Source organism: Prescottella soli (genome assembly GCF_040024445.1).
GTDB classification, from domain to species: Bacteria; Actinomycetota; Actinomycetes; order Mycobacteriales; family Mycobacteriaceae; genus Prescottella; species Prescottella soli.
The window spans coordinates 3,591,338-3,610,020 of sequence record NZ_CP157276.1 but is presented as its reverse complement, the minus strand read 5'-3'; the positions used below and the strand labels follow the sequence as shown (position 1 = coordinate 3,610,020).

Annotated in this window: 15 protein-coding genes; 14 read left to right on the top strand and 1 reads right to left on the bottom strand. The window is 69.8% G+C overall.

The features are described 5' to 3' along the window. The first annotated feature begins 26 nt into the window (after window positions 1–26). The 3 genes from ABI214_RS16805 to ABI214_RS16795 are packed head-to-tail and all read left to right on the top strand — an operon-like array spanning window position 27 to window position 3,783. Complete coding sequence (locus ABI214_RS16805; protein ID WP_348603655.1) at window positions 27–1,463, top strand: purine-cytosine permease family protein; 1,437 nt, start codon at window positions 27–29, stop codon at window positions 1,461–1,463. Then, the gene (locus tag ABI214_RS16800) at window positions 1,463–2,314 is read left to right on the top strand and encodes an alpha/beta fold hydrolase (RefSeq protein ID WP_348611693.1); all 852 of its coding nucleotides are present in this window, start codon (window positions 1,463–1,465) and stop codon (window positions 2,312–2,314) included. The genes ABI214_RS16805 and ABI214_RS16800 overlap by 1 nt, the downstream gene beginning before the upstream one ends. Beyond that, window positions 2,311–3,783, top strand: coding sequence for an aromatic amino acid lyase (locus ABI214_RS16795; RefSeq protein ID WP_348603654.1), 1,473 nt, complete (start codon window positions 2,311–2,313; stop codon window positions 3,781–3,783). Before ABI214_RS16800 ends, ABI214_RS16795 begins: the two co-directional genes overlap by 4 nt. Here ABI214_RS16795 and ABI214_RS16790 read toward each other — a convergent pair. Further along, entirely contained in the window at window positions 3,717–4,292 is a 576-nt protein-coding gene (locus ABI214_RS16790) for a hypothetical protein (RefSeq protein ID WP_348603653.1), read from the bottom strand. The two genes, ABI214_RS16795 and ABI214_RS16790, sit on opposite strands and share 67 nt — an antisense overlap. 268 nt (window positions 4,293–4,560) lie before the next feature. Here ABI214_RS16790 and hutU point away from each other — a divergent pair, with 268 nt between their 5' ends. The 11 genes from hutU (at window position 4,561) to hutG (ending at window position 18,451) form a co-directional block, all read left to right on the top strand. After that, window positions 4,561–6,237 (top strand): urocanate hydratase, encoded by a 1,677-nt coding sequence (hutU, locus tag ABI214_RS16785; RefSeq protein WP_348603652.1) that lies wholly within the window; start codon window positions 4,561–4,563, stop codon window positions 6,235–6,237. A 268-nt stretch (window positions 6,238–6,505) separates the two neighbouring features. Beyond that, window positions 6,506–7,669, top strand: a complete 1,164-nt coding sequence (locus tag ABI214_RS16780) for an acyl-CoA dehydrogenase family protein (protein ID WP_348603651.1) — start codon at window positions 6,506–6,508, stop codon at window positions 7,667–7,669. Window positions 7,670–7,683: 14 nt separating this feature from the next. Beyond that, window positions 7,684–8,838 (top strand): CaiB/BaiF CoA transferase family protein, encoded by a 1,155-nt coding sequence (locus ABI214_RS16775; protein ID WP_348603650.1) that lies wholly within the window; start codon window positions 7,684–7,686, stop codon window positions 8,836–8,838. Between the two features lie 50 nt (window positions 8,839–8,888). Continuing rightward, window positions 8,889–9,575 carry an IclR family transcriptional regulator gene (locus tag ABI214_RS16770; RefSeq protein WP_348611690.1) on the top strand — a complete coding sequence of 229 codons (687 nt, stop codon included), beginning with the start codon at window positions 8,889–8,891 and terminating at the stop codon, window positions 9,573–9,575. Window positions 9,576–9,657: 82 nt separating this feature from the next. After that, window positions 9,658–10,446, top strand: a complete 789-nt coding sequence (locus tag ABI214_RS16765; protein ID WP_348603649.1) for an IclR family transcriptional regulator — start codon at window positions 9,658–9,660, stop codon at window positions 10,444–10,446. A gap of 143 nt (window positions 10,447–10,589) precedes the next feature. After that, entirely contained in the window at window positions 10,590–12,143 is a 1,554-nt protein-coding gene (gene hutH / locus ABI214_RS16760; protein ID WP_348603648.1) for a histidine ammonia-lyase, read from the top strand. Then, the gene (locus ABI214_RS16755; RefSeq protein WP_348603647.1) at window positions 12,140–13,219 is read left to right on the top strand and encodes a histidinol-phosphate transaminase; all 1,080 of its coding nucleotides are present in this window, start codon (window positions 12,140–12,142) and stop codon (window positions 13,217–13,219) included. Before hutH ends, ABI214_RS16755 begins: the two co-directional genes overlap by 4 nt. A 21-nt stretch (window positions 13,220–13,240) precedes the next feature. Continuing rightward, entirely contained in the window at window positions 13,241–14,605 is a 1,365-nt protein-coding gene (locus ABI214_RS16750; RefSeq protein WP_348603646.1) for an FAD-binding oxidoreductase, read from the top strand. A gap of 179 nt (window positions 14,606–14,784) precedes the next feature. Beyond that, window positions 14,785–16,224 (top strand): purine-cytosine permease family protein, encoded by a 1,440-nt coding sequence (locus tag ABI214_RS16745; RefSeq protein WP_348603645.1) that lies wholly within the window; start codon window positions 14,785–14,787, stop codon window positions 16,222–16,224. Window positions 16,225–16,270: 46 nt separating this feature from the next. Next, window positions 16,271–17,464: an imidazolonepropionase gene (gene hutI, locus ABI214_RS16740; RefSeq protein ID WP_348603644.1), complete on the top strand. Its 1,194-nt coding sequence runs from the start codon at window positions 16,271–16,273 to the stop codon at window positions 17,462–17,464. Window positions 17,465–17,485: 21 nt separating this feature from the next. Further along, the gene (gene hutG, locus ABI214_RS16735) at window positions 17,486–18,451 is read left to right on the top strand and encodes a formimidoylglutamase (RefSeq protein ID WP_348603643.1); all 966 of its coding nucleotides are present in this window, start codon (window positions 17,486–17,488) and stop codon (window positions 18,449–18,451) included. Window positions 18,452–18,683 lie beyond the last annotated feature (232 nt).

Genomic DNA, 18,683 nt, shown 5'->3' with positions numbered 1-18,683 from the left:
ACTACGTGTGACTTCCTGGAGTGACCATGACTTCCGAACCCCCCGGCGCGGGCTCGTCCGCCGCCTCGACCCGCAGTCTGGTCGAGCAACGGACCATCGAGTACATCCCTGCGGACGAACGCCACGGCAAGCCCTGGCACGTGGCGCCGGTCTGGTTTACCTCGACCTCGAACCTGGCGTCGCTGTCGATCGGCACCATCGGAGTGCTGAGCGGACTCGGCCTGGGCTGGTCGCTGCTCGCGATCGTGCTGGGCTCCGCGTTCGGCACCACCTTCTCAGCTTTCCACGCCTCACAGGGCCCACAGTTGGGCATGCCGCAGCTGATCCAGTCCCGACCCCAGTACGGCTATCGCGGCGCGGTGCTCATCTATGTGCTGTCGGTCTTCACCTACGTCGGGTTCAGTGTCTTCGGTCTGGTCCTGATGGGACAGGCCCTCCACATCCTGGTCGGCACACCGGTGACCGTCGGCATGATCATCTCGTTCGCGGTGGCCGTCACGGTGGCCGCGATCGGGTACGACTTCGTACACGCGATGGCCCGCTGGGTCGCCTGGGCCTTCCTGGTCTGTTTCCTGGTGATCACGGTCTTCGGGCCGACCTCGCTGCCCGGTGTGAGCGTCGGTGGCCACTTCGAGTGGGTGCTCTTCCTGGCCCAGGCCGCTGCCTGTGCGTCGGCGAACCTGGCCTGGGCGCCGTACGTCTCGGACTACACCCGCTACCTGCCGCACATGAGCCTGAAGTCCTCGTTCTTCTCGACCTATGTCGGGATGGCCGTCGCCGCGATTTGGATCGAGTCCGTCGCCGCCGTCATCGTCTCGGCGTTCCCTGGCCTCGACATCGTCGATTCGATGGTCGAGGGCGGGGACGCGATCTTCCCCGGGTTCGGCACGGTCATGCTGGTTCTCGGCCTGATCGGCACGCTCTACCTGGTCGCGATGAACTCCTACGGCGGGTCCCTGGCCGTGCTCACCATCGTGGACAGCTTCCGGCCGACCCGGAGCAGTGGCGCGGTCAGGGCCGGGCTGGGAGTGCTGATCGGAGCGGTGGCACTGCTGATCGCCGTCGCGGCCTCCAACCGGGTGGTCGACGCCTACAGCACCTTCCTCACCGTGTTGCTGTACCTTCTGGCGCCGTGGACGGCCACCAACCTGGTGGACTTCTTCTGGGTCCGCCGCGGCCACTATTCGATCCGCGAGATCTTCAACCCGCGTGGCATGTACGGCTCCTGGAACTGGCGTGGGTACGCCGCCTACGGAGTCTCCCTACTGTGCATGCTGCCCTTCGTGGACACCCAGTGGTTCACCGGTCCGGTGGCGGAGGCCTGGGGCTTCGACGTCGCTCCGTACGTGGGCATCGTGGCTGCCGGGGCGGCCTACCTGATCTTCTCTCGCAGCATGGACCTGGCCGAGGAACGCCGACGCATCGACGTCGTCGATTCCGGCCTGTCGAAGGTGGTGCAGTGATGCAGACCCACTCGGGTGTCGAGATCGGCACGCTGACCACGACCGTCTCCGAGGCCGGCCAGGGTCCGGACCTGCTCTGGATCGCCGGCGGTGGGTACTTCGGTTCGGCCTGGCACGAACACTTCGTTCCGCATTTCGCCGACCGCTTTCACAATCTCACTTTCGATACCCGCGGCACCGAGGGCACAGCGTGCACCGACACCCTGCCGTGGTCGATCGCGGACATGGCCCGTGACGCCGCCGCGCTATTGGAGACGTTCGCAACAGGCCCGGCGACAGTGGTCGGGCATTCGATGGGTGGCGCGATCGGCCTGCAGCTGGCTCTAGACCGGCCGGACCTGATCTCCCGCGTCGTGGTGCTCGCCAGCGGCGCCGACACCGCGACGGGTTGGGCGGGTGACTTCATGCGCGCGGAGATCGCGCTGCGCCGCGCCGGCGTGCGGCTCTCGACAGAGTTCTCGACCGTGCACTACGCCCCGCTGCTCTACCCCGCCGAAGCGCTCGGCGACCCGACCCTCTGGGCGCGGATCAAAGCGTCGCTGTCGGACCCGTCGTTTCACGAGAACAACGAGGACACCATCGAGTCGCAATGGCAGGCCTGCGCCGAGTTCGACGTGAGCGCACGGATGGCGCAGTTGGCGGTCCACGTCGACTTCGTCGCCTTCGGAGAGGATGTCAGCGCACCCCCGGAGTTGGGCAGGAGTTCGGCCGACCTCTCACCGCTAGCTCGCTACCACGAGATCCCCGGGCTGGGGCACTGTTCCCTTTTCGGGCACCGCCCCGAGGCTGTGAGCACCGCGCTGGACCGCATCCTCTCCACGGAGCCCGAGCAGCAGAAGGACGAGCGATGAGCGCACCCGAGAAGGTCGGCGCTTGCTGTCCGACCGAGGGACGATGCGACGCTCTCAGCCTGACCGGAGGGCGGCTGTGTGTCGACGACGTCGTCGCCGTCGCTGCCGGGACCCACGGCGTCGTCGTTCCCGACACCGCATGGGAACGAGTGGCCGAAGGGCACCTGAGTATGACGGCCGCCCGGGAGAGGGGTGCCGTCTACGGAGCCAACACCGGGGTGGGTGCCAACAAGCGTGACGTCGTCGAGGACTCCGGCGCGCTGGCCCTACGTTTGTGGCGCAGCCACTGCGCCGGGGTGGGCAAAGTGTTGGACCCCGAGGTGACCCGGGCTGCGATGACGATCCGGCTCAACCAACTCCTGATGGGCCGCTCCGGCGTCGGGATTCCGCTGGTCCGTGGCCTGGCCGACGCCGTGGCCCGCGGATCCCTACCTGCGCTTCACGAGCTGGGCGGGTTGGGCACCGGCGACATCGCACAACTCGCCGAACTGGCGCTCACCCTCGTCGGTGAGCGGCCTTGGCTCGACAGCGGAGACCATTGGGGCACACCGGTCCAGGCGGCCGAGACCGACGGTCTGCCGTTCATGAGTTCGAACGCCGTCACGCTGGCCGGTGCAGCATTGGCCGTGCACGAGGCCGAGGCGCTGCTGCGGGCGGTCGAGCAGGTCGCCGGCGTCTCCTGCCTGGGACTGGCAGGTTTCACCGACGCCTGGGACGAGCGGGTCCACGCGAGCCGTCCCGAATCGGCCCAGTCCCGGGTGGCGATGCGGCTGCACGACGCGGTGATCGATCGGCCGCGGCCGGGCGGCCGAGTGCAGGACGGATTCGGGCTGCGGGTCCTCTCGGCGGTGTTGGGCTCGGCGTGGGAGGCGGTGACCCGGCTGCGGGAGGCGGTGGAGTCGGAGTGCTCCACGCCCTCGGAGAACCCGCTGGTCCTCGACGACGGGGTTCGCCACCACGGGCTCTTCCACTTGGCGTCCGTCTCGGGCCTCCTCGACCACGTCCGGCTCGAGTTGACCCAAGTGATGGCGCTTGCCGCGGCGCGGGTCACGATGCTCGCCGACCCGAACACCAACGGGCAGTACGCATTCTGCTCGGACGGTGTGCCCGGCAGTTCGGGTCTGATGATCGGTGAGTACGTCGTCACCGACGCGCTGGCCTCGATGCGCGCCCTCTCGGCTTCGGCCGCCGCCCCGGTGTCGATCTCGATGGGGGTGGAGAACCATGCCAGCTTCGCCACCCAAGGCGTACGGAAGTTACGTCAACTATTGGAGATGGCGTGGTGGGTCGTCGCGGTAGAAGCGCTGTCTGCTGTGCGGTGCCTGCGCCCCGACGCGGTGCACGTGGCCCAATGTCCGGCGCTGGAAGTGTTCGCCGAACTCGACGCGGTCGTCGACCGCGATCACTCCGACCACCCGCTCGACCTCGACCTCAATGCGGTGCTGGGGGTATTGCGCCGCCAGCAGTGAAAGACCGGAGCGCCTGCGCGAGCACGTCCAGGGTGAGGGCGCGCACGCTGTCGCAGCTCGTCGCGCAGAGCCAGGCGCGCGAGCGCATCCCAGCGCCCCTCCTTGGGCAGCTCGGAGACCCCGTTGAGCAGCGGGACGAGTCCCACCCGCTCGCACAGGTGGAAGTAGAGCTCACCGGCGACGGCCGTGTCGCACTCGGCCAACTCCGCGATCTCGACGACGTCGAGCAGGCCGAACCGGTCGAGCGCCAGTTCGACGTCCTGGACCAGGTCCTCGGGTGCGCCCCGCTCCGCGACCGCGCGCGTGTGGTCCCGGAGGTTGGTGCGGTCGGCGCCCACCAGCCACTCTTCGAGGTGCGCGGGCGCGTCCTCGATCCGGTCCTCGTCGAGTCCGGACACCTGCTCGATCGACGCCGACACCGCCGTGGCCGCCGTCTCGCCGCCGTCGCCCGGCGCCACGGACGGATCGAATCGCGCCGTGAAGCACTCGACGAGGCCGGCTGCGATCACCGGGTAGCGGAACCTTCCGCCGGGTGCCACGCTGCACCCGACTGGTCGTCGTGTCCGTTCGTTGGTCGAACATCACTCGAAGTCAGGGGCACAACTGCTGAGCGCCCCTTGACATCAGCTTGTATAGACAGGAATATACAAGTCATAGTTGCAGAACGTGAGCCAGCGCACAACACCTACGACAGACCGGATGCGGACGACAACGGAGTCGCTCGACAGCCGCAAATCGCAGCAGTGCCCTCACCGCCCGATCGCTAGGAGTTACCCGATGGACATCACCTCACCCGGCCACGAGGCCCGCCCGGTCAGCGCCCCGCGCGGCTCCGAGCTGAACACCCTCGGGTGGCAGCAGGAGGGCGCGCTGCGCATGCTCATGAACAACCTCGATCCCGAGGTTGCCGAGCACCCGGACAACCTGGTGGTCTACGGCGGCACCGGCCGCGCCGCCCGCAGCTGGGCCGCGTTCGACGCCATGGTCGCCACCCTCAAGACGCTGAAGAACGACGAGACCATGCTGGTGCAGTCCGGCAAGCCGGTCGGCGTCTTCCGCACCAACGAGTGGGCGCCGCGCGTGCTCCTCGCCAACTCCAACCTCGTCGGCGACTGGGCCAACTGGGAGCAGTTCCGCAAGCTCGAGGCCGAGGGCCTGATGATGTACGGCCAGATGACCGCCGGGTCCTGGATCTACATCGGCACCCAGGGCATCCTCCAGGGCACCTACGAGACCTTCGGCGCGATCGCCCGCAAGCGCTTCGACGGCACCCTGGCCGGCACCATCACCCTCACCGCCGGCATGGGCGGCATGGGCGGCGCGCAGCCCCTCGCGGTCACCATGAACGACGGCGTCGCGATCTGCGTCGACTGCGACGTCACCCGCATCGACCGCCGCATCGCCCACAAGTACCTCGACACCAAGGCCGACAGCATCGAGCACGCGCTGCAGCTGGCGACCGAGGCCCGCGACGCCCGCAAGCCGCTGTCGATCGGCCTGGTCGGCAACGCCGCCGAGATCTTCCCGGCCCTGCTGGAGATGGACGCCCCGATCGACATCGTCACCGACCAGACGTCGGCGCACGACCCGCTGTCCTACCTGCCGCTCGGCGTCGACTTCGCCGACATGAAGGCGATGGCCGAGAAGGACCCGGCCCAGTTCACCGAGGACTCCCGCAAGTCGATGGCCGCGCACGTCGAGGCGATGGTCGGCTTCATGGACAAGGGCGCCGAGGTCTTCGACTACGGCAACTCCATCCGCGACGAGGCCCGCAAGGCCGGCTACGACCGCGCGTTCGCGTTCCCCGGCTTCGTCCCGGCCTACATCCGTCCGCTGTTCGAGGAGGGCCTCGGCCCGTTCCGCTGGGCCGCGCTCTCGGGCGACCCGAAGGACATCGCCGCGACCGACAAGGCGATCCTCGAGCTGTTCCCGGAGAACGAGCACCTCAAGCGCTGGATCGAGATGGCCGGCGAGAAGGTCGCCTTCGAGGGCCTGCCCGCCCGCATCTGCTGGCTCGGCTACGGCGAGCGCCACAAGGCCGGCCTGAAGTTCAACGAGATGGTCGCCAACGGCGAGCTGTCCGCCCCGATCGCGATCGGCCGTGACCACCTCGACTCCGGCTCCGTCGCCTCGCCGTACCGCGAGACCGAGTCCATGAAGGACGGCTCGGACGCGATCGCCGACTGGCCGCTGCTCAACGCCCTCGTCAACACCGCGTCCGGCGCCTCCTGGGTGTCGATCCACCACGGCGGCGGCGTCGGCATGGGCCGCTCGATCCACGCCGGTCAGGTGTGCATCGCCGACGGCACCGAGCTGGCCGCGAAGAAGATCGAAGCCGTGCTCACCAACGACCCGGGCATGGGCGTCATCCGCCACGCGGACGCCGGCTACGAGCACGCCATCGACACCGCCCGCGAGCGCGGCGTGCGCATCCCGATGTCCGAGAACAACTGATCCTCACACCTGAACAAGGGCTCACGACGACCAGCGTGAGCCCGAACCGGCGGCACTGACGTCGGCTCCGCGGCGAGCGGCAACGCGCAGGACGATCCCCCCTGCGCGTTGCCGCTCGTCGTCGTTTCCGGGGTCGAGGAACGACAGTCGACTCCCCCTGGACAAATGACGCGACCGGATGCGATAGTCATCGCATGCCACTAGGTGGCAATTGACTTCCACTAGATGAAATCTAGCGATTCCCCCTCTCGTTCCCCCAGGAGTTCCCGTGACCGCTCAGACACTCGACGACGCCCTCGACCTGACCGAATTCCGCAGCACCGTGCGCGCTTTCGCGAACGCGGAGATCCTTCCCGGCGCCGCCGAGCGCGACGAGTCCAAGGAGTTCCCCGCCCAGCTGATGCGGCGCCTCGCCGAGCAGGACCTGATGGGCATCTCCGTCCCGGAGGAGTTCGGCGGACTCGGCCTGTCCACGCGCGCCCAGCTCGTCGCCATCGAGGAGGTCGCCCGCGCCGACGCCGCGCTCGCGTCGATCTACACCGCCCACTACCTGGGCCTCGAGCCGATCCTCGTCGGCGGCACCGAGGAGCAGAAGAAGCGCTGGCTGCCCGGACTGGCCTCCGGCGAGGTCCTCGCCGGCTTCGCGCTCACCGAGCCCGACGCGGGCTCGGACATCGCCTCGATGCGCACCGTCGCGCGCCGCGAGGACGACGGCTGGCACCTGTCCGGTTCCAAGACCTTCATCTCCAACGCCCGCGAGGCCGACCTGGTCGTGCTGTTCGCCAAGACCGACCCCTCCGCCGGGTTCCGGGGCATCACCGCCTTCGCGGTCCCGAAGGGCACGCCCGGCATCAGCTACTCCGAGCCGCAGGACAAGATGGGCATCCGCTCGGCGCCCACCTACACCGTGTACCTCGACGACGTGGTGCTCCCGCACGACGCCGTGATCGGCACCGAGGGACGCGGCGGCAACATCGCGCTCACCGCACTCAATCGCGCCCGCATCGACGTCGCCGCGATGGCCAACGGAATCGCGCTCCGCGCTTGGGAACTCGGACGCGAGTACGCCTCCGAGCGCAAGCAGTTCGGCCACCCGATCGCCGAGTTCCAGGCCATCCAGCTGCTGCTGGGCGAATGCGACGCCAAGCTGGTGTCGTCGCGCGTGACCGCCGACTGGGCCTCCGACGTCAAGGACGCCGGACAGGACCTGCGTCGCGCCGCATCGATCTCGAAGTACGTCGCGACCGAGGCCTGCTTCTCGATCGTCGACAACGTCGTCCAGATCCACGGCGGCGCCGGCTTCATGCGCGAGTCGGAGATCGAGCGGCTGTACCGCGACTGCCGGATCCTGCGGATCTTCGAGGGCACCTCGCAGATCCAGCTCCTCACCATCGCGGGCAACGCCCCGTCGATCCGTTCCACCGAGTACTGAGAGACGAGGCGGCCATGACCACCCCCGCACTCCCCCCGCTCGACGGCATCCGCGTCGTCGACCTCTCCCGTGTTCTCGCGGGACCGTTCTGCACCGCCCTGCTCGCCGACGCCGGCGCCGACGTCGTGAAGATCGAGTCGAAGGCCGGCGAGGATTCTCGGCACCTCGGCCCGTTCCGGGACGGCGAGAGCATCTACTTCAACGTCCTCAACCGCGGCAAGCGCTCGATCGCGCTCGACCTCAAGGACCCCGAGGACCGAGAGTCGTTGCTGCAGTTGATCGCCGACGCCGACGTCGTCGTCGAGAACTTCCGCCCCGGTGTCACCACCCGGCTGGGCATCGACTACGAGGCCGCGCGGGCCCGCAACCCGCGGATCGTCTACGCGTCGATCTCCGGCTTCGGCCAGAAGGGTCCGATGGCGGGCGCCGCGGCCTACGACCTGGTGGTCCAGGCCCTGTCCGGCGTCATGAGCATCACCGGCACCGAGGAGTCCGGTCCCACGCGTCTGGGCGAATCGTTCGGCGACACCATCACCGGCGTCTTCGCCGCGTGGGGCATCAGCACCGCGCTGCTGGCCGCCCGCACCACCGGTGAGGGTCAGCACCTCGACGTCGCGATGTTCGACAGCATGCTCGCGATGCTGCCCACCGCGCACAGCCAGCTGCAGGCGTCCGGCGTCACGCCCAAGCGCGTCGGGAACCGGCACCCGGTCTCGACCCCGTTCGACACCTACCGCGCCGACGACGGCCTCTTCGTGCTCGCGATCGCGAGCGAGAAGGGCTTCCAGACGCTGGCCCGAACCATGGGCCGCGAGGAACTGATCACCGATCCCCGGTTCATGGAGGACGCGCTGCGCACCGAGAACGAGCCCGCTCTGCGCAAGGAGATCGAGGCGTGGGCCGCGGGCCGGACGGTCGCCCAGGTCCTCGAGCTGCTGGATGCGGCCGGGCTGGCCGGTTCGGAGGTGTGGAACGTCGAGCAGGCACTCGGGTCGGAGCAGGCCCGGTACCGCGGCGTCGTCGAGTCGTTCGAGCACCCGGCAGCAGGTACGGTGTCCTACGTCCGGCAGCCGGTCGTGTTCGGCGAGAGCACGCGTCCGGCAGTGCGGCGCAGCCCGCTGCTCGACGAGCACCACGACGAGATTCTCGGCGAGGCGCGGGCGCGATAGATTCACGCACGGTCGACCGTGCGGTCGACGCCCTCGGCATGGGAGACAACATGGCCCCCGGTGACGTGACACGCAGTGTCAGTCGCACCTTCGAACTGCTCGGCGCGATCATCGAGCACGGCGGGCTGACCCTCGCCGACGCGGCGAAGACGACCGATCTGGCGACCAGCACGGCGCTGCGCCTGATCCGCAGCCTCGAGCAGACCGAGTTCGTCCTCCGCGGCGAGGACAACGTCTACCGAGTCGGTCCGCGGCTGCTGCAGATCGGCGCGAAGGCCATCGCGGACAACCAGCTACTCGTCCGCGCGCAGCCGGCCATGGCCGAGATCGCCGAGATCACCCGGGAGTCGACATACCTGTCGGCTCCCGGGCCTCGGGGCACGGCGTTGTACATGGGACAGATCGAGGGCACCCACGCCATCCGGCACATGGGATGGGTGGGGCAGACGGTGCCGCTGCGGGGAACCGCGGTCGGCGCGGCGCTGCTCGGCGAGGTGGGTGCGCACGGCTACGCCATCGCCCACGACACGATCGAGGACCACTCGACCGGTGTTGCCGCCCCGATCTACGACGCCATCGGCCGGATCGTGGGGGCGCTGAGCGTCGTCGGGCCCACGTTCCGCCTCGACGACGACCTCTGCGCCCAGCACGGACAGGTGCTCGTCGAGCGCTGCGCGCGACTGTCCGCCGAACTGGGCCGCACCACCCCGTCACCCACCGGAGACAGCCCGAACTGAGAAGTTTGGTGCCGCGGTCTCGTATCCGAGACAATGACGCGGCACGCCGGCCGATCGGGCCGGGATCAGAAGGGGACGTTCGATGTCGACGAGCCGGGTCAAGTCCGCGGAGCGAGTGCTCGACGTGCTCGACCTGCTCGCCCGCCGCGGCGTGCCGATGGCCGCGACCGAGATCTCGAGCGCACTGGATCTCCCCAAGAGCACCACGCACCACCTGCTCAACGTGATGCGGGACCGGCGCTTCGTCGCGTACTGGCCCGATCAGCGGGCGTGGACGCTCGGCGTCTCCGCGTTCGAGGTGGGGGCGTCGTACATGCGCTCCGGTCCGCTGCATCGTGAGGGGCAACGCCACATGGTCGCCCTCACGCAGGCCGCGGACGAGACCTCGCACCTGGCGGTTCTGCAGGGCACCGACGTGATCTACCTGGACAAGCGCGAGCCGCTCAAGCCCGGCGTGCGCCTCGTGACGGAGGTGGGCACGCGACTGCCGGCGCATCTGACGGCCGTCGGACGGTCGATCCTCGCCCGTCTCGACCCCGAGCAGCTCAGCGCGCTGTACGCGGGCTACAGCTGGCCCACGCGCACCGGTGAGGGCCCCACGTCGCTCGACGACCTGCGGGCGCTGCTGCGCACGGATCGTGAGCTGGGCTACGCGGTGGAGCGCGACTCCACCACCAACGGCGTGACCTGTATCGCGAGTCCCGTCGTCACGCGGGACGGGCGGCCGGTCGCCGCGCTGGGCCTCGCCTATCTGACCGGCTCGCGCACCGAGGAATCGACCACCGACCTGGCCCGACTGGTCACCGACGCCGCCGCCCACTTCTCGGACAGCCTCAGCGATCGAATGCTCGAAGAGTCGATGGAGGCCTGAGCCCGCTCGGCCACCACGCCCCTTCCGGCAGTTGGCGCCCCCGCTTGTCTTACATACGAGACTATGGTCTCGTATACGAGACACACTCATTCGCGGCCCGCTCATACCCGACCGCCGGGCCGTTCCCGCCTCCCGGAGCCTCCATGACCCTCACCGCCCAGTCCACCGTCGCCGTCGGCCTCGGACCCGTCTCCATCCAGGACGTCGTCGACGTCGCACGCCGCGGCCACGGCGTGCGCATCACCGACGACGCCCTCGCCGAGATCGCACGTTCCCGCCGCCGCATCGAGGACCTCGCGGCCGACCCCCGCCCGGTGTACGGCGTCTCGACGGGCTTCGGCGCCCTGGCCACCCGCCACATTCCGCAGGAGCTGCGGACCCAGCTGCAGCGCAGCCTGGTTCGCTCGCACGCGGCAGGCTCCGGCCCCGAGGTGGAACGCGAGGTCGTCCGCGCGCTGATGCTGCTGCGGCTGTCCACGCTCGCCACCGGCCGCACCGGCGTGCGCCCCGAGGTGGCGCAGGCCTACGCCGACCTGCTCACCGCGGGGATCACCCCGGTGGTCCACGAGTTCGGCAGCCTCGGCTGCTCGGGCGACCTCGCGCCGCTCGCGCACGTCGCCCTCGCGGTGACCGGGGAGGGCACGGTCCGCACCGCGGACGGTCGGCTCGTGGACGCGGCCGCCGCGCTCGCCGAGCACGGCCTCACCCCCGTCGTCCTCGCCGAGAAGGAGGGCCTCGCGCTCATCAACGGCACCGACGGGATGCTGGGCCAGCTCGCGCTCGCCGTCACCGATCTCGACCACCTGCTCAAGCTGGCCGACATCGCGGCCGCGATGAGCGTCGAGGGGTTGCTGGGCACCGACCGGGTGTTCGCCGCCGACCTGCAGGCGCTGCGCCCGCATCCCGGTCAGGCCGCGGCGGCCGCCAACATGTCCCGGCTCCTCGCCGACTCCCCGATCGTCGCGAGCCACGCCGGACCCGAGGACACCCGCGTGCAGGACGCCTACTCGCTGCGCTGCGCGCCGCAGGTGGCCGGCGGCGCGCGTGACACCGTCGAGCACGCCCGCACGGTGGCGAACCGCGAACTCGCGTCCGCGGTCGACAACCCCGTCGTCACGCTCGACGGCCGGGTGGAGTCGAACGGCAACTTCCACGGCGCCCCCGTGGCCTACGTCCTCGACTTCCTCGCGATCGTGGCGGCGGACGTCGCGAGCATCAGCGAGCGCCGCACCGACCGGTTCCTCGACGTCTCCCGCAACCACGGTCTGCCGCCCTTCCTCGCCGACGACCCCGGCGTGGACAGCGGACTCATGATCGCCCAGTACACCCAGGCCGCGGTGGTCTCCGAGCTCAAGCGCGCGGCCGCACCGGCCAGTGTCGACTCGATCCCGTCCTCCGCGATGCAGGAGGACCACGTCTCGATGGGCTGGTCCGGCGCCCGGAAGCTGCGCCGCGCCCTGGACGGTCTCACCCGCGTGCTTGCCATCGAAATCCTCACCGCAGCACGGGGAATCGATCTGCGATCCCCGCTGCTGCCGGCACCCGGAACGGGTGCGGTGGTCCGTACGCTCCGCGAGCGCGTCCCCGGTCCGGGCACCGACCGGTTCCTCGCGCCGGAGATCGAACACGCGGTCGCGCTCGCGGCGTCGGGCGCGCTGGTCGCCGCCGTCGAGCGCGAGATCGGAACCCTGCAGTGACCCGCCCGATCGCCCTGCCCCGCGCGCGTCCCGAGATCGAGGCGCTGCCCGCGTATTCGAGGGCCTCGGGTGCGGCGACGGTCCGCTGGCGCGCGTCGAGCAACGAGTCCACCGTCGCCCCCTCCCCGGCCGTCGTCGAGGCGATCGCCCGCACGGGCGCGCACGGACACCTGTACCCGACGCTGTTCGCCGACGACCTGGTGGCGGCCCTGGCCGAGCGGCTGTCCGTGCCCGCCGACGCGGTGCTGACGGGCGCCGGTTCGCTGTCGCTGCTGCAGCAGGTCCTCACGGCGTTCACGGGACCCGGCACCGAGGTGGTCCACGCGTGGCGCAGCTACGAGGCGTACCCCATCCTCATCGGGATCGCCGGTGCCACAGCGGTTCCGGTGCCTCTCGACGCGCAGCACCGCCACGACGTCGATGCGATGGTAGCGGCGGTGACACCCCGCACCCGCGCCGTCCTGGTGTGCAACCCGAACAATCCGACGGGCACCGAACTCACCGAGACCGAGCTGCGACGACTCCTGGACAGCGTGCCGTCCGATGTCCTGGTGATCCTCGACGAGGCCTACCGGGAGTTCGCCGTCGAGCAGGTCGACGGCGTGGCACTGCTCCGGGAGTACCCGAACGTGGTGGTGCTGCGGACCTTCTCGAAGGCCTACGGGCTCGCGGGCCTGCGCGTGGGATACGCGATCGCCGACTCCGCCGTGGCCGCCCCGCTGCACGCCGCCGCGCCGCCGTTCGGGCTGAGCTCGGTCGCCGAGGCCGCGGCGTGCGCCGCGCTCGCCGACTCCGGGCACACCGCGCGGATCGTGGAGTCGGTACACTCGGGACGCCGACACCTCCGATCGGAGCTCGCCGCCCTGGGAATCGAAACTCCTTCCAGCGGAGGCAACTTCGTCTGGATTCCGGTGGGCGACGGGGCCACGGCACTCGACGAGGCCTGCGTGGCGCACGGGGTCTCCGTCCGCACCTTCGCCGGCGAGGGCGTGCGGGTGACCGTCGGCGAACGCGACGCCGAGGACGCGGTGCTCGCCGCCGTCGACGAACTGCGCGGACGCGCAACCGATCACTGACCGCCGAGACAAGGAACACCGATGTCCCTCACCGCGCTCGCCGATGCCCTCGGCTCGAGTCGACTCGTCACCGATCCCGACGTCATGGACGCCTACACACGGGACGAGGCGCACCTCGCGATACCGGGCCGACCCCTCGCCGTGCTGATCGCGGACTCCACCGACGATGTCGCCGTGGCGATGAAATGGGCTACTGCCCATCGTGTTCCGGTGGTCCCCCGCGGTGCGGGAAGCGGTCTGGCCGGCGGCGCCACCGCGATCGACGACTGTCTCGTGGTGTCGACCGCCGCCATGCGGACCATCGTCGAGCTGAACGCCGCGGATCAGCTCGCGGTGGTGCAGGCCGGCGTGGTGAACGCCGACCTCGATCGCGCGGCGGCCGAGCACGGGCTGATGTACGCCCCCGATCCCAGCAGCTACCAGATCTCCACGATCGGCGGAAACATCGCCACGAACGCCGGCGGGCTGCGCTGCGTCAAGTACGGCGTCACCCGGGACTCGGTGCTCGGACTCGAGGTGGTGCTGGCCGACGGCCGGATCCTGCGGACCGGACACCGCACCGTCAAGGGCGTCGCCGGCTACGACCTCACGGGCCTGATGGTCGGCTCCGAGGGCACCCTGGGGATCGTCACCAGCGCGACCGTTCGCCTGCGTCCGCGCCCGCCCCGGGAACCGGCGACGATCGTCGGCAGCTTCGGGTCGCTGCGCGCGGCCGCGGACGCCGTCGCCGCCGTGGTGCGGGCGGGGATCGGGCCGAGCCTGCTCGAGCTGATCGACCGGGCCACGCTGGTGGCCATCGACGAATGGAAACGCATCGGGCTCGAGTCCGGCACCGAGGCGATGCTCATCGCGCAGGCGGACGGGCCCGACGCCGACGAGGCGGCCGCGGCGATCGAGCGGCACTTCTCCGACGCCGGGGCCGACTTCGTCGCGCTGTCCCGGGACCCTGCGGAGTCGGCCCAGTTGCTCGAGATTCGCCGGCTGGCCTATCCGGCGGCCGAGCGACTCGGGCAGTGCCTGGTCGAGGACGTCGGCGTGCCGCGCTCGCGGCTGCCCGAGATGGTGGAGTCGATCGAGGAGATCTCGCGGCGTCACGGGGTGACGGTCATGACGGTCGCGCACGCCGGCGACGGCAATCTGCACCCGACGTTCGTGTTCGATCGACTCGCGGACGGCTCGGTCCCGGACGCCGTGTGGGCGGCCGCCGACGAGGTGTTTCGACGCGCCCTCGACCTGGGTGGCACGCTGACAGGTGAGCACGGTGTCGGGGTGCTGAAGCGCCGCTGGATGGCGCTGGAAGTGGGAGAGGCGGGTTTGGACATCCATCGCGCGGTGAAGTCCGCGTTCGATCCGCTCGGTCTGATGAATCCGGGGAAGGGCTTCTGACCGGCGACCAGGCGAAACAATCCGAATACAAACCGAATGTTGACAGACCTGTATATACAGGCCTATACATTTTGCACTGACATTGGCGTGATCCAGCGCACAAGCACGAAGAAGGTGGGCATCACCCCCGGATGTCGACCCCGCCGCACGGTGGGATCAACGCAGAAAGAACAGGCCTCATGACACACGACGGCAGCACGTCCGAGGTGCTCCTCACCCCCGAGCGACGCACCATCGACGTCGTCCCCGACAACGAGCGCCACGGCACTCCGCGCAGCCAGTTCACGCTGTGGTTCGGCGCGAACATGCAGATCACGGCCGTCGTCGACGGCGCCCTGGCCGTCGTGTTCGGCGCCGACGCGCTGTGGGCCATCCTGGGCCTGCTGATCGGCAACGTCTTCGGCGGCGCCGTGATGGCGCTCCACTCGGCGCAGGGCCCCCGGATGGGCCTGCCGCAGATGATCTCGAGCCGCGCCCAGTTCGGCGTCAAGGGCGCGGTCATCCCGCTCCTGCTCGTGATCCTGATGTACCTCGGGTTCGCCGCCACCGGCACCGTCCTGGCCGGTCAGGCCGTGAACAAGGTGCTCGGCATCGACAACGCCAAGGTCGGCATCGTGATCTTCGGGTTGCTCACCGCGTTCGTCGCGGTCACCGGATACAAGCTGATCCACATCGTCGGCCGCATCGCCACCGTCGTCGGCGTCATCGGCTTCACCTACCTGGCCGTCCGCCTGTTCCTCGAGTACGACGTCGCGAACTACGTCGGGACCGTCGACTTCGACATCGTGACCTTCCTGCTGGCGATCTCCCTCGGCGCCGGATGGCAGCTCACGTTCGGCCCCTACGTGGCCGACTACTCCCGCTACCTGCCCCGCGAGACCAGCGAGCGCACCACGTTCTGGTCGACGTTCCTCGGCAGCGTCATCGGATCGCAGTGGTCGATGACCTTCGGTGCGCTCGTCGCCGCCGTCGCTGGAAAGGCGTTCCTCGGCAACCAGGTCGGCTTCATGGGCGACCTCGCCGGCCCGGCGATCATCGCCTTCCTGATCTACCTGGTGATCGTGGTCGGCAAGCTGACCGTCAACGTCCTCAACGCGTACGGCGGATTCATGTCGATCCTCACCACCGTCACCGCGTTCGACGGCCGGTCGCAGATCTCCACCAAGGCCCGCACGCTCTACATCCTCGGTTTCACCGTCGCCTCGATGTTCATCGCGATCGCGGCGAGCGCGGACTTCCTGGACAACTTCAAGAACTTCGTCCTGGTGCTGCTCATGGTGTTCACGCCGTGGAGCGCGATCAACCTGATCGACTACTACCTGATCTCGAAGGAGCGCATCGACATCCCGGCGCTCTACGACCCGAAGGGGCGCTACGGAGCCTGGAACGTCCCGGCCCTGCTCTGCTACGGCGTCGGCGTGATCGCCCAGATCCCGTTCCTCGCGCAGAAGATGTACACCGGCCCGATCACCGACATGCTCGGGGGCGCGGACATCTCGTGGATCGTCGGCATCGTGTTCACCGCCGCGATCTACTACCCGGTCGCCAAGCGGACGAACAACCCGCCCAGCGAAATGATCTACCCCGCCCACACCGCGATGGTCGACAGCCGGGTCTGAGCCCGGCCACCGTCCACCGCATTCCCTCCCGACCTAGGAGCCTCACGTGACCACGACCGGTCCCCGGACCACCGCACTGACGAACATCGGAACCCTCGTCACCAACGACCCCGCACTGGGTGAGGGGGCGCTGGGTGTCCGACATGACGCAGCGGTCGTCTTCGAGGACGGCGTGGTCGCGTGGGTCGGTGACTCCGCGGACGCCCCGGCGGCCGACGCCGGCCACGACCTCGGCGGCCGGGCCGTGCTGCCCGGCTTCGTCGAGAGTCACTCGCACCTGGTGTTCGCGGGCGAGCGGGCCGAGGAGTTCGCCGCACGCATGTCGGGCGAGAAGTACGCGGCGGGCGGCATCCGCACCACGATCGAGGCGACGCGGGCCGCGAGCGACGAGCAGCTCGCCGCGAACGTGCAGCGACTGCTCGACGAGTCGCTGCGCTCGGGCAGCACCACCGTCGAGATCAAGACCGGCTACGGCCAGAGCGCCCGGGACGAGCTGCGCAGCGCGCAGGTCGCGAGCCGGTTCACCGACGAGGTCACCCTGCTGGCCGCGCACGTGCCGCCGCCCGAGTACGCGGGCCGCGCCGACGAGTACGTGACGATGGCCATCGACGAAATGATCCCGGCGTGCGCTCCGTACGCGAAGTGGATCGACGTGTTCTGCGAGCGCGGCGCGTTCAACCTCGAGCAGTCGCGCGCCGTCCTCACCGCCGGCGTCGCGCACGGCCTGATCCCCCGTGTGCACGGCAACCAGCTCGGCGAGGGCCCGGGCGTGCAGCTGGCCGTCGAGATGGGCGCGGCCTCGGTCGACCACGTCACCTACGTCACCGACGCCGACATCGACGCGCTCGCCGGCAGCAACACCGTCGCGACCTTGCTCCCCGGCGCGGACTTCTCCACCCGCAACCAGTACCCCGGCGCCCGCGCGCTGCTCGACGCCGGTGTCACCGTGGCGCTGGGTGCGGACTGCAACCCCGGCACCTGCTACACCACCAGCCTGCCGTTCTGCATCGCCATCGCCGTCCGCGACATGCACATGACGCCCGCCGAGGCCGTGTGGGCCGCGACCGCCGGTGGTGCCCGCGCGCTGCAGCGCGAGGACATCGGCAGCCTGTGCATCGGCGCCCGGGCCGACGCGATCGCGCTCGACGCGCCGTCGTACCTGCACCTCGCCTACCGCCCCGGTGTGCCGCTGATCCGCGAGGTGTTCAAGGGCGGCGTCCTCGCGACGTCCACGAACTGATCGACCGAACAGGGATCTGAGATGACCAACCACATCACCGTCGACATCGCTCCCCGCCCGTGGTCCGGCCGAACGGACGGCACGGGTCCGGAGCACCTGCGCTGGCACCAGGCCGTCACCCCGTACCGACCGGGCGCCGGTTCGGGCACGGTCCTGATCGGATTCGCGAGCGACGAGGGCGTGCGCCGCAACAAGGGACGTCAGGGCGCCGCCGCCGGTCCCGACGCGCTCCGCAGCGCGCTGTCCTCGATGGCACTGGAGAACGAGACGGCGCTGTCCGACGCGGGAACCGTCGCCGTGACAGGCGACCAGCTCGAAGCGGGCCAGGAGTCGCTCGGCCGGGCCGTGCAGGTCGCCCTCGACTCCGGGCGTCTGCCGATCGTGCTCGGCGGCGGTCACGAGGTGGCCTACGGCACCTACCTGGGCGTGGCGGACGCGCAACTGCGCACGCAGCACCCGCGGCTCGGGATCCTGAACCTCGATGCCCACTTCGATCTGCGCTCCGACGTGGTGCCGAGCTCGGGTACGCCGTTCCGGCAGATCGCCGAGGCCGAGGCGGCCGCGGGGACGAGCCACCGCTACGACGTGATCGGCATCAGCCAGCCGAGCAACACCAACACGTTGTTCGAGACCGCGCACCGCCTCGGCGTGCGGTACCTCCTCGACGAGCACTGCGGCGTCGCCGATCGGGCGCGGGTCGACGAGTTCCTCACCGACTTCCTCGACGACGTCGACATCGTCTACCTGACGATCGACCTCGACGTCCTGCCCGCCGCCGTCGCGCCCGGTGTCAGCGCACCTGCGGCCTACGGTGTGCCGCTCGAGATCATCCAGCGCGTGTGCGATCGGGTGACCACCAGCGGGAAGCTCGCGGTGGTCGACGTGGCCGAACTCAACCCGACCATCGACGTGGACAACCGGACCGCGCGCACCGCGGCGCGGCTCATCCACCGCATCGTCACGGGGCACGTTCCGCCGACGGCCTGACCCAGGCCGTCACCACTCGAGCCGATATTCCCCCTCCCCTGTAGCCGGCACCCCTTCCGGGGTGTCGGCTACAGCGGTTTCGGGAGTCGTGCGGTTGTCGGCTGTGCCGATGTCGGCCGTGCCGTGGTCGCGGGCGAGGCCGTCCACTCGAAACTCACCTGCGCACCCGCGTCACCGCGTGCTAACCTCCGCCCCTGGAATCGTGGCCCGTAGACAGGAGGTGAGACCCGTG

What these genes read in the sequence shown, in the direction of transcription:
- ABI214_RS16745 (WP_348603645.1), top strand. Translation starts at nt 14,785, where the DNA reads ATGACACACGACGGCAGCACGTCCGAGGTGCTCCTCACCCCCGAGCGA.
- ABI214_RS16805 (WP_348603655.1), top strand. Translation starts at nt 27, where the DNA reads ATGACTTCCGAACCCCCCGGCGCGGGCTCGTCCGCCGCCTCGACCCGC.
- hutH (WP_348603648.1), top strand. Translation starts at nt 10,590, where the DNA reads ATGACCCTCACCGCCCAGTCCACCGTCGCCGTCGGCCTCGGACCCGTC.
- hutG (WP_348603643.1), top strand. Translation starts at nt 17,486, where the DNA reads ATGACCAACCACATCACCGTCGACATCGCTCCCCGCCCGTGGTCCGGC.
- ABI214_RS16765 (WP_348603649.1), top strand. Translation starts at nt 9,658, where the DNA reads ATGTCGACGAGCCGGGTCAAGTCCGCGGAGCGAGTGCTCGACGTGCTC.
- ABI214_RS16750 (WP_348603646.1), top strand. Translation starts at nt 13,241, where the DNA reads ATGTCCCTCACCGCGCTCGCCGATGCCCTCGGCTCGAGTCGACTCGTC.
- hutU (WP_348603652.1), top strand. Translation starts at nt 4,561, where the DNA reads ATGGACATCACCTCACCCGGCCACGAGGCCCGCCCGGTCAGCGCCCCG.
- ABI214_RS16770 (WP_348611690.1), top strand. Translation starts at nt 8,889, where the DNA reads ATGGCCCCCGGTGACGTGACACGCAGTGTCAGTCGCACCTTCGAACTG.
- ABI214_RS16775 (WP_348603650.1), top strand. Translation starts at nt 7,684, where the DNA reads ATGACCACCCCCGCACTCCCCCCGCTCGACGGCATCCGCGTCGTCGAC.
- ABI214_RS16795 (WP_348603654.1), top strand. Translation starts at nt 2,311, where the DNA reads ATGAGCGCACCCGAGAAGGTCGGCGCTTGCTGTCCGACCGAGGGACGA.
- ABI214_RS16800 (WP_348611693.1), top strand. Translation starts at nt 1,463, where the DNA reads ATGCAGACCCACTCGGGTGTCGAGATCGGCACGCTGACCACGACCGTC.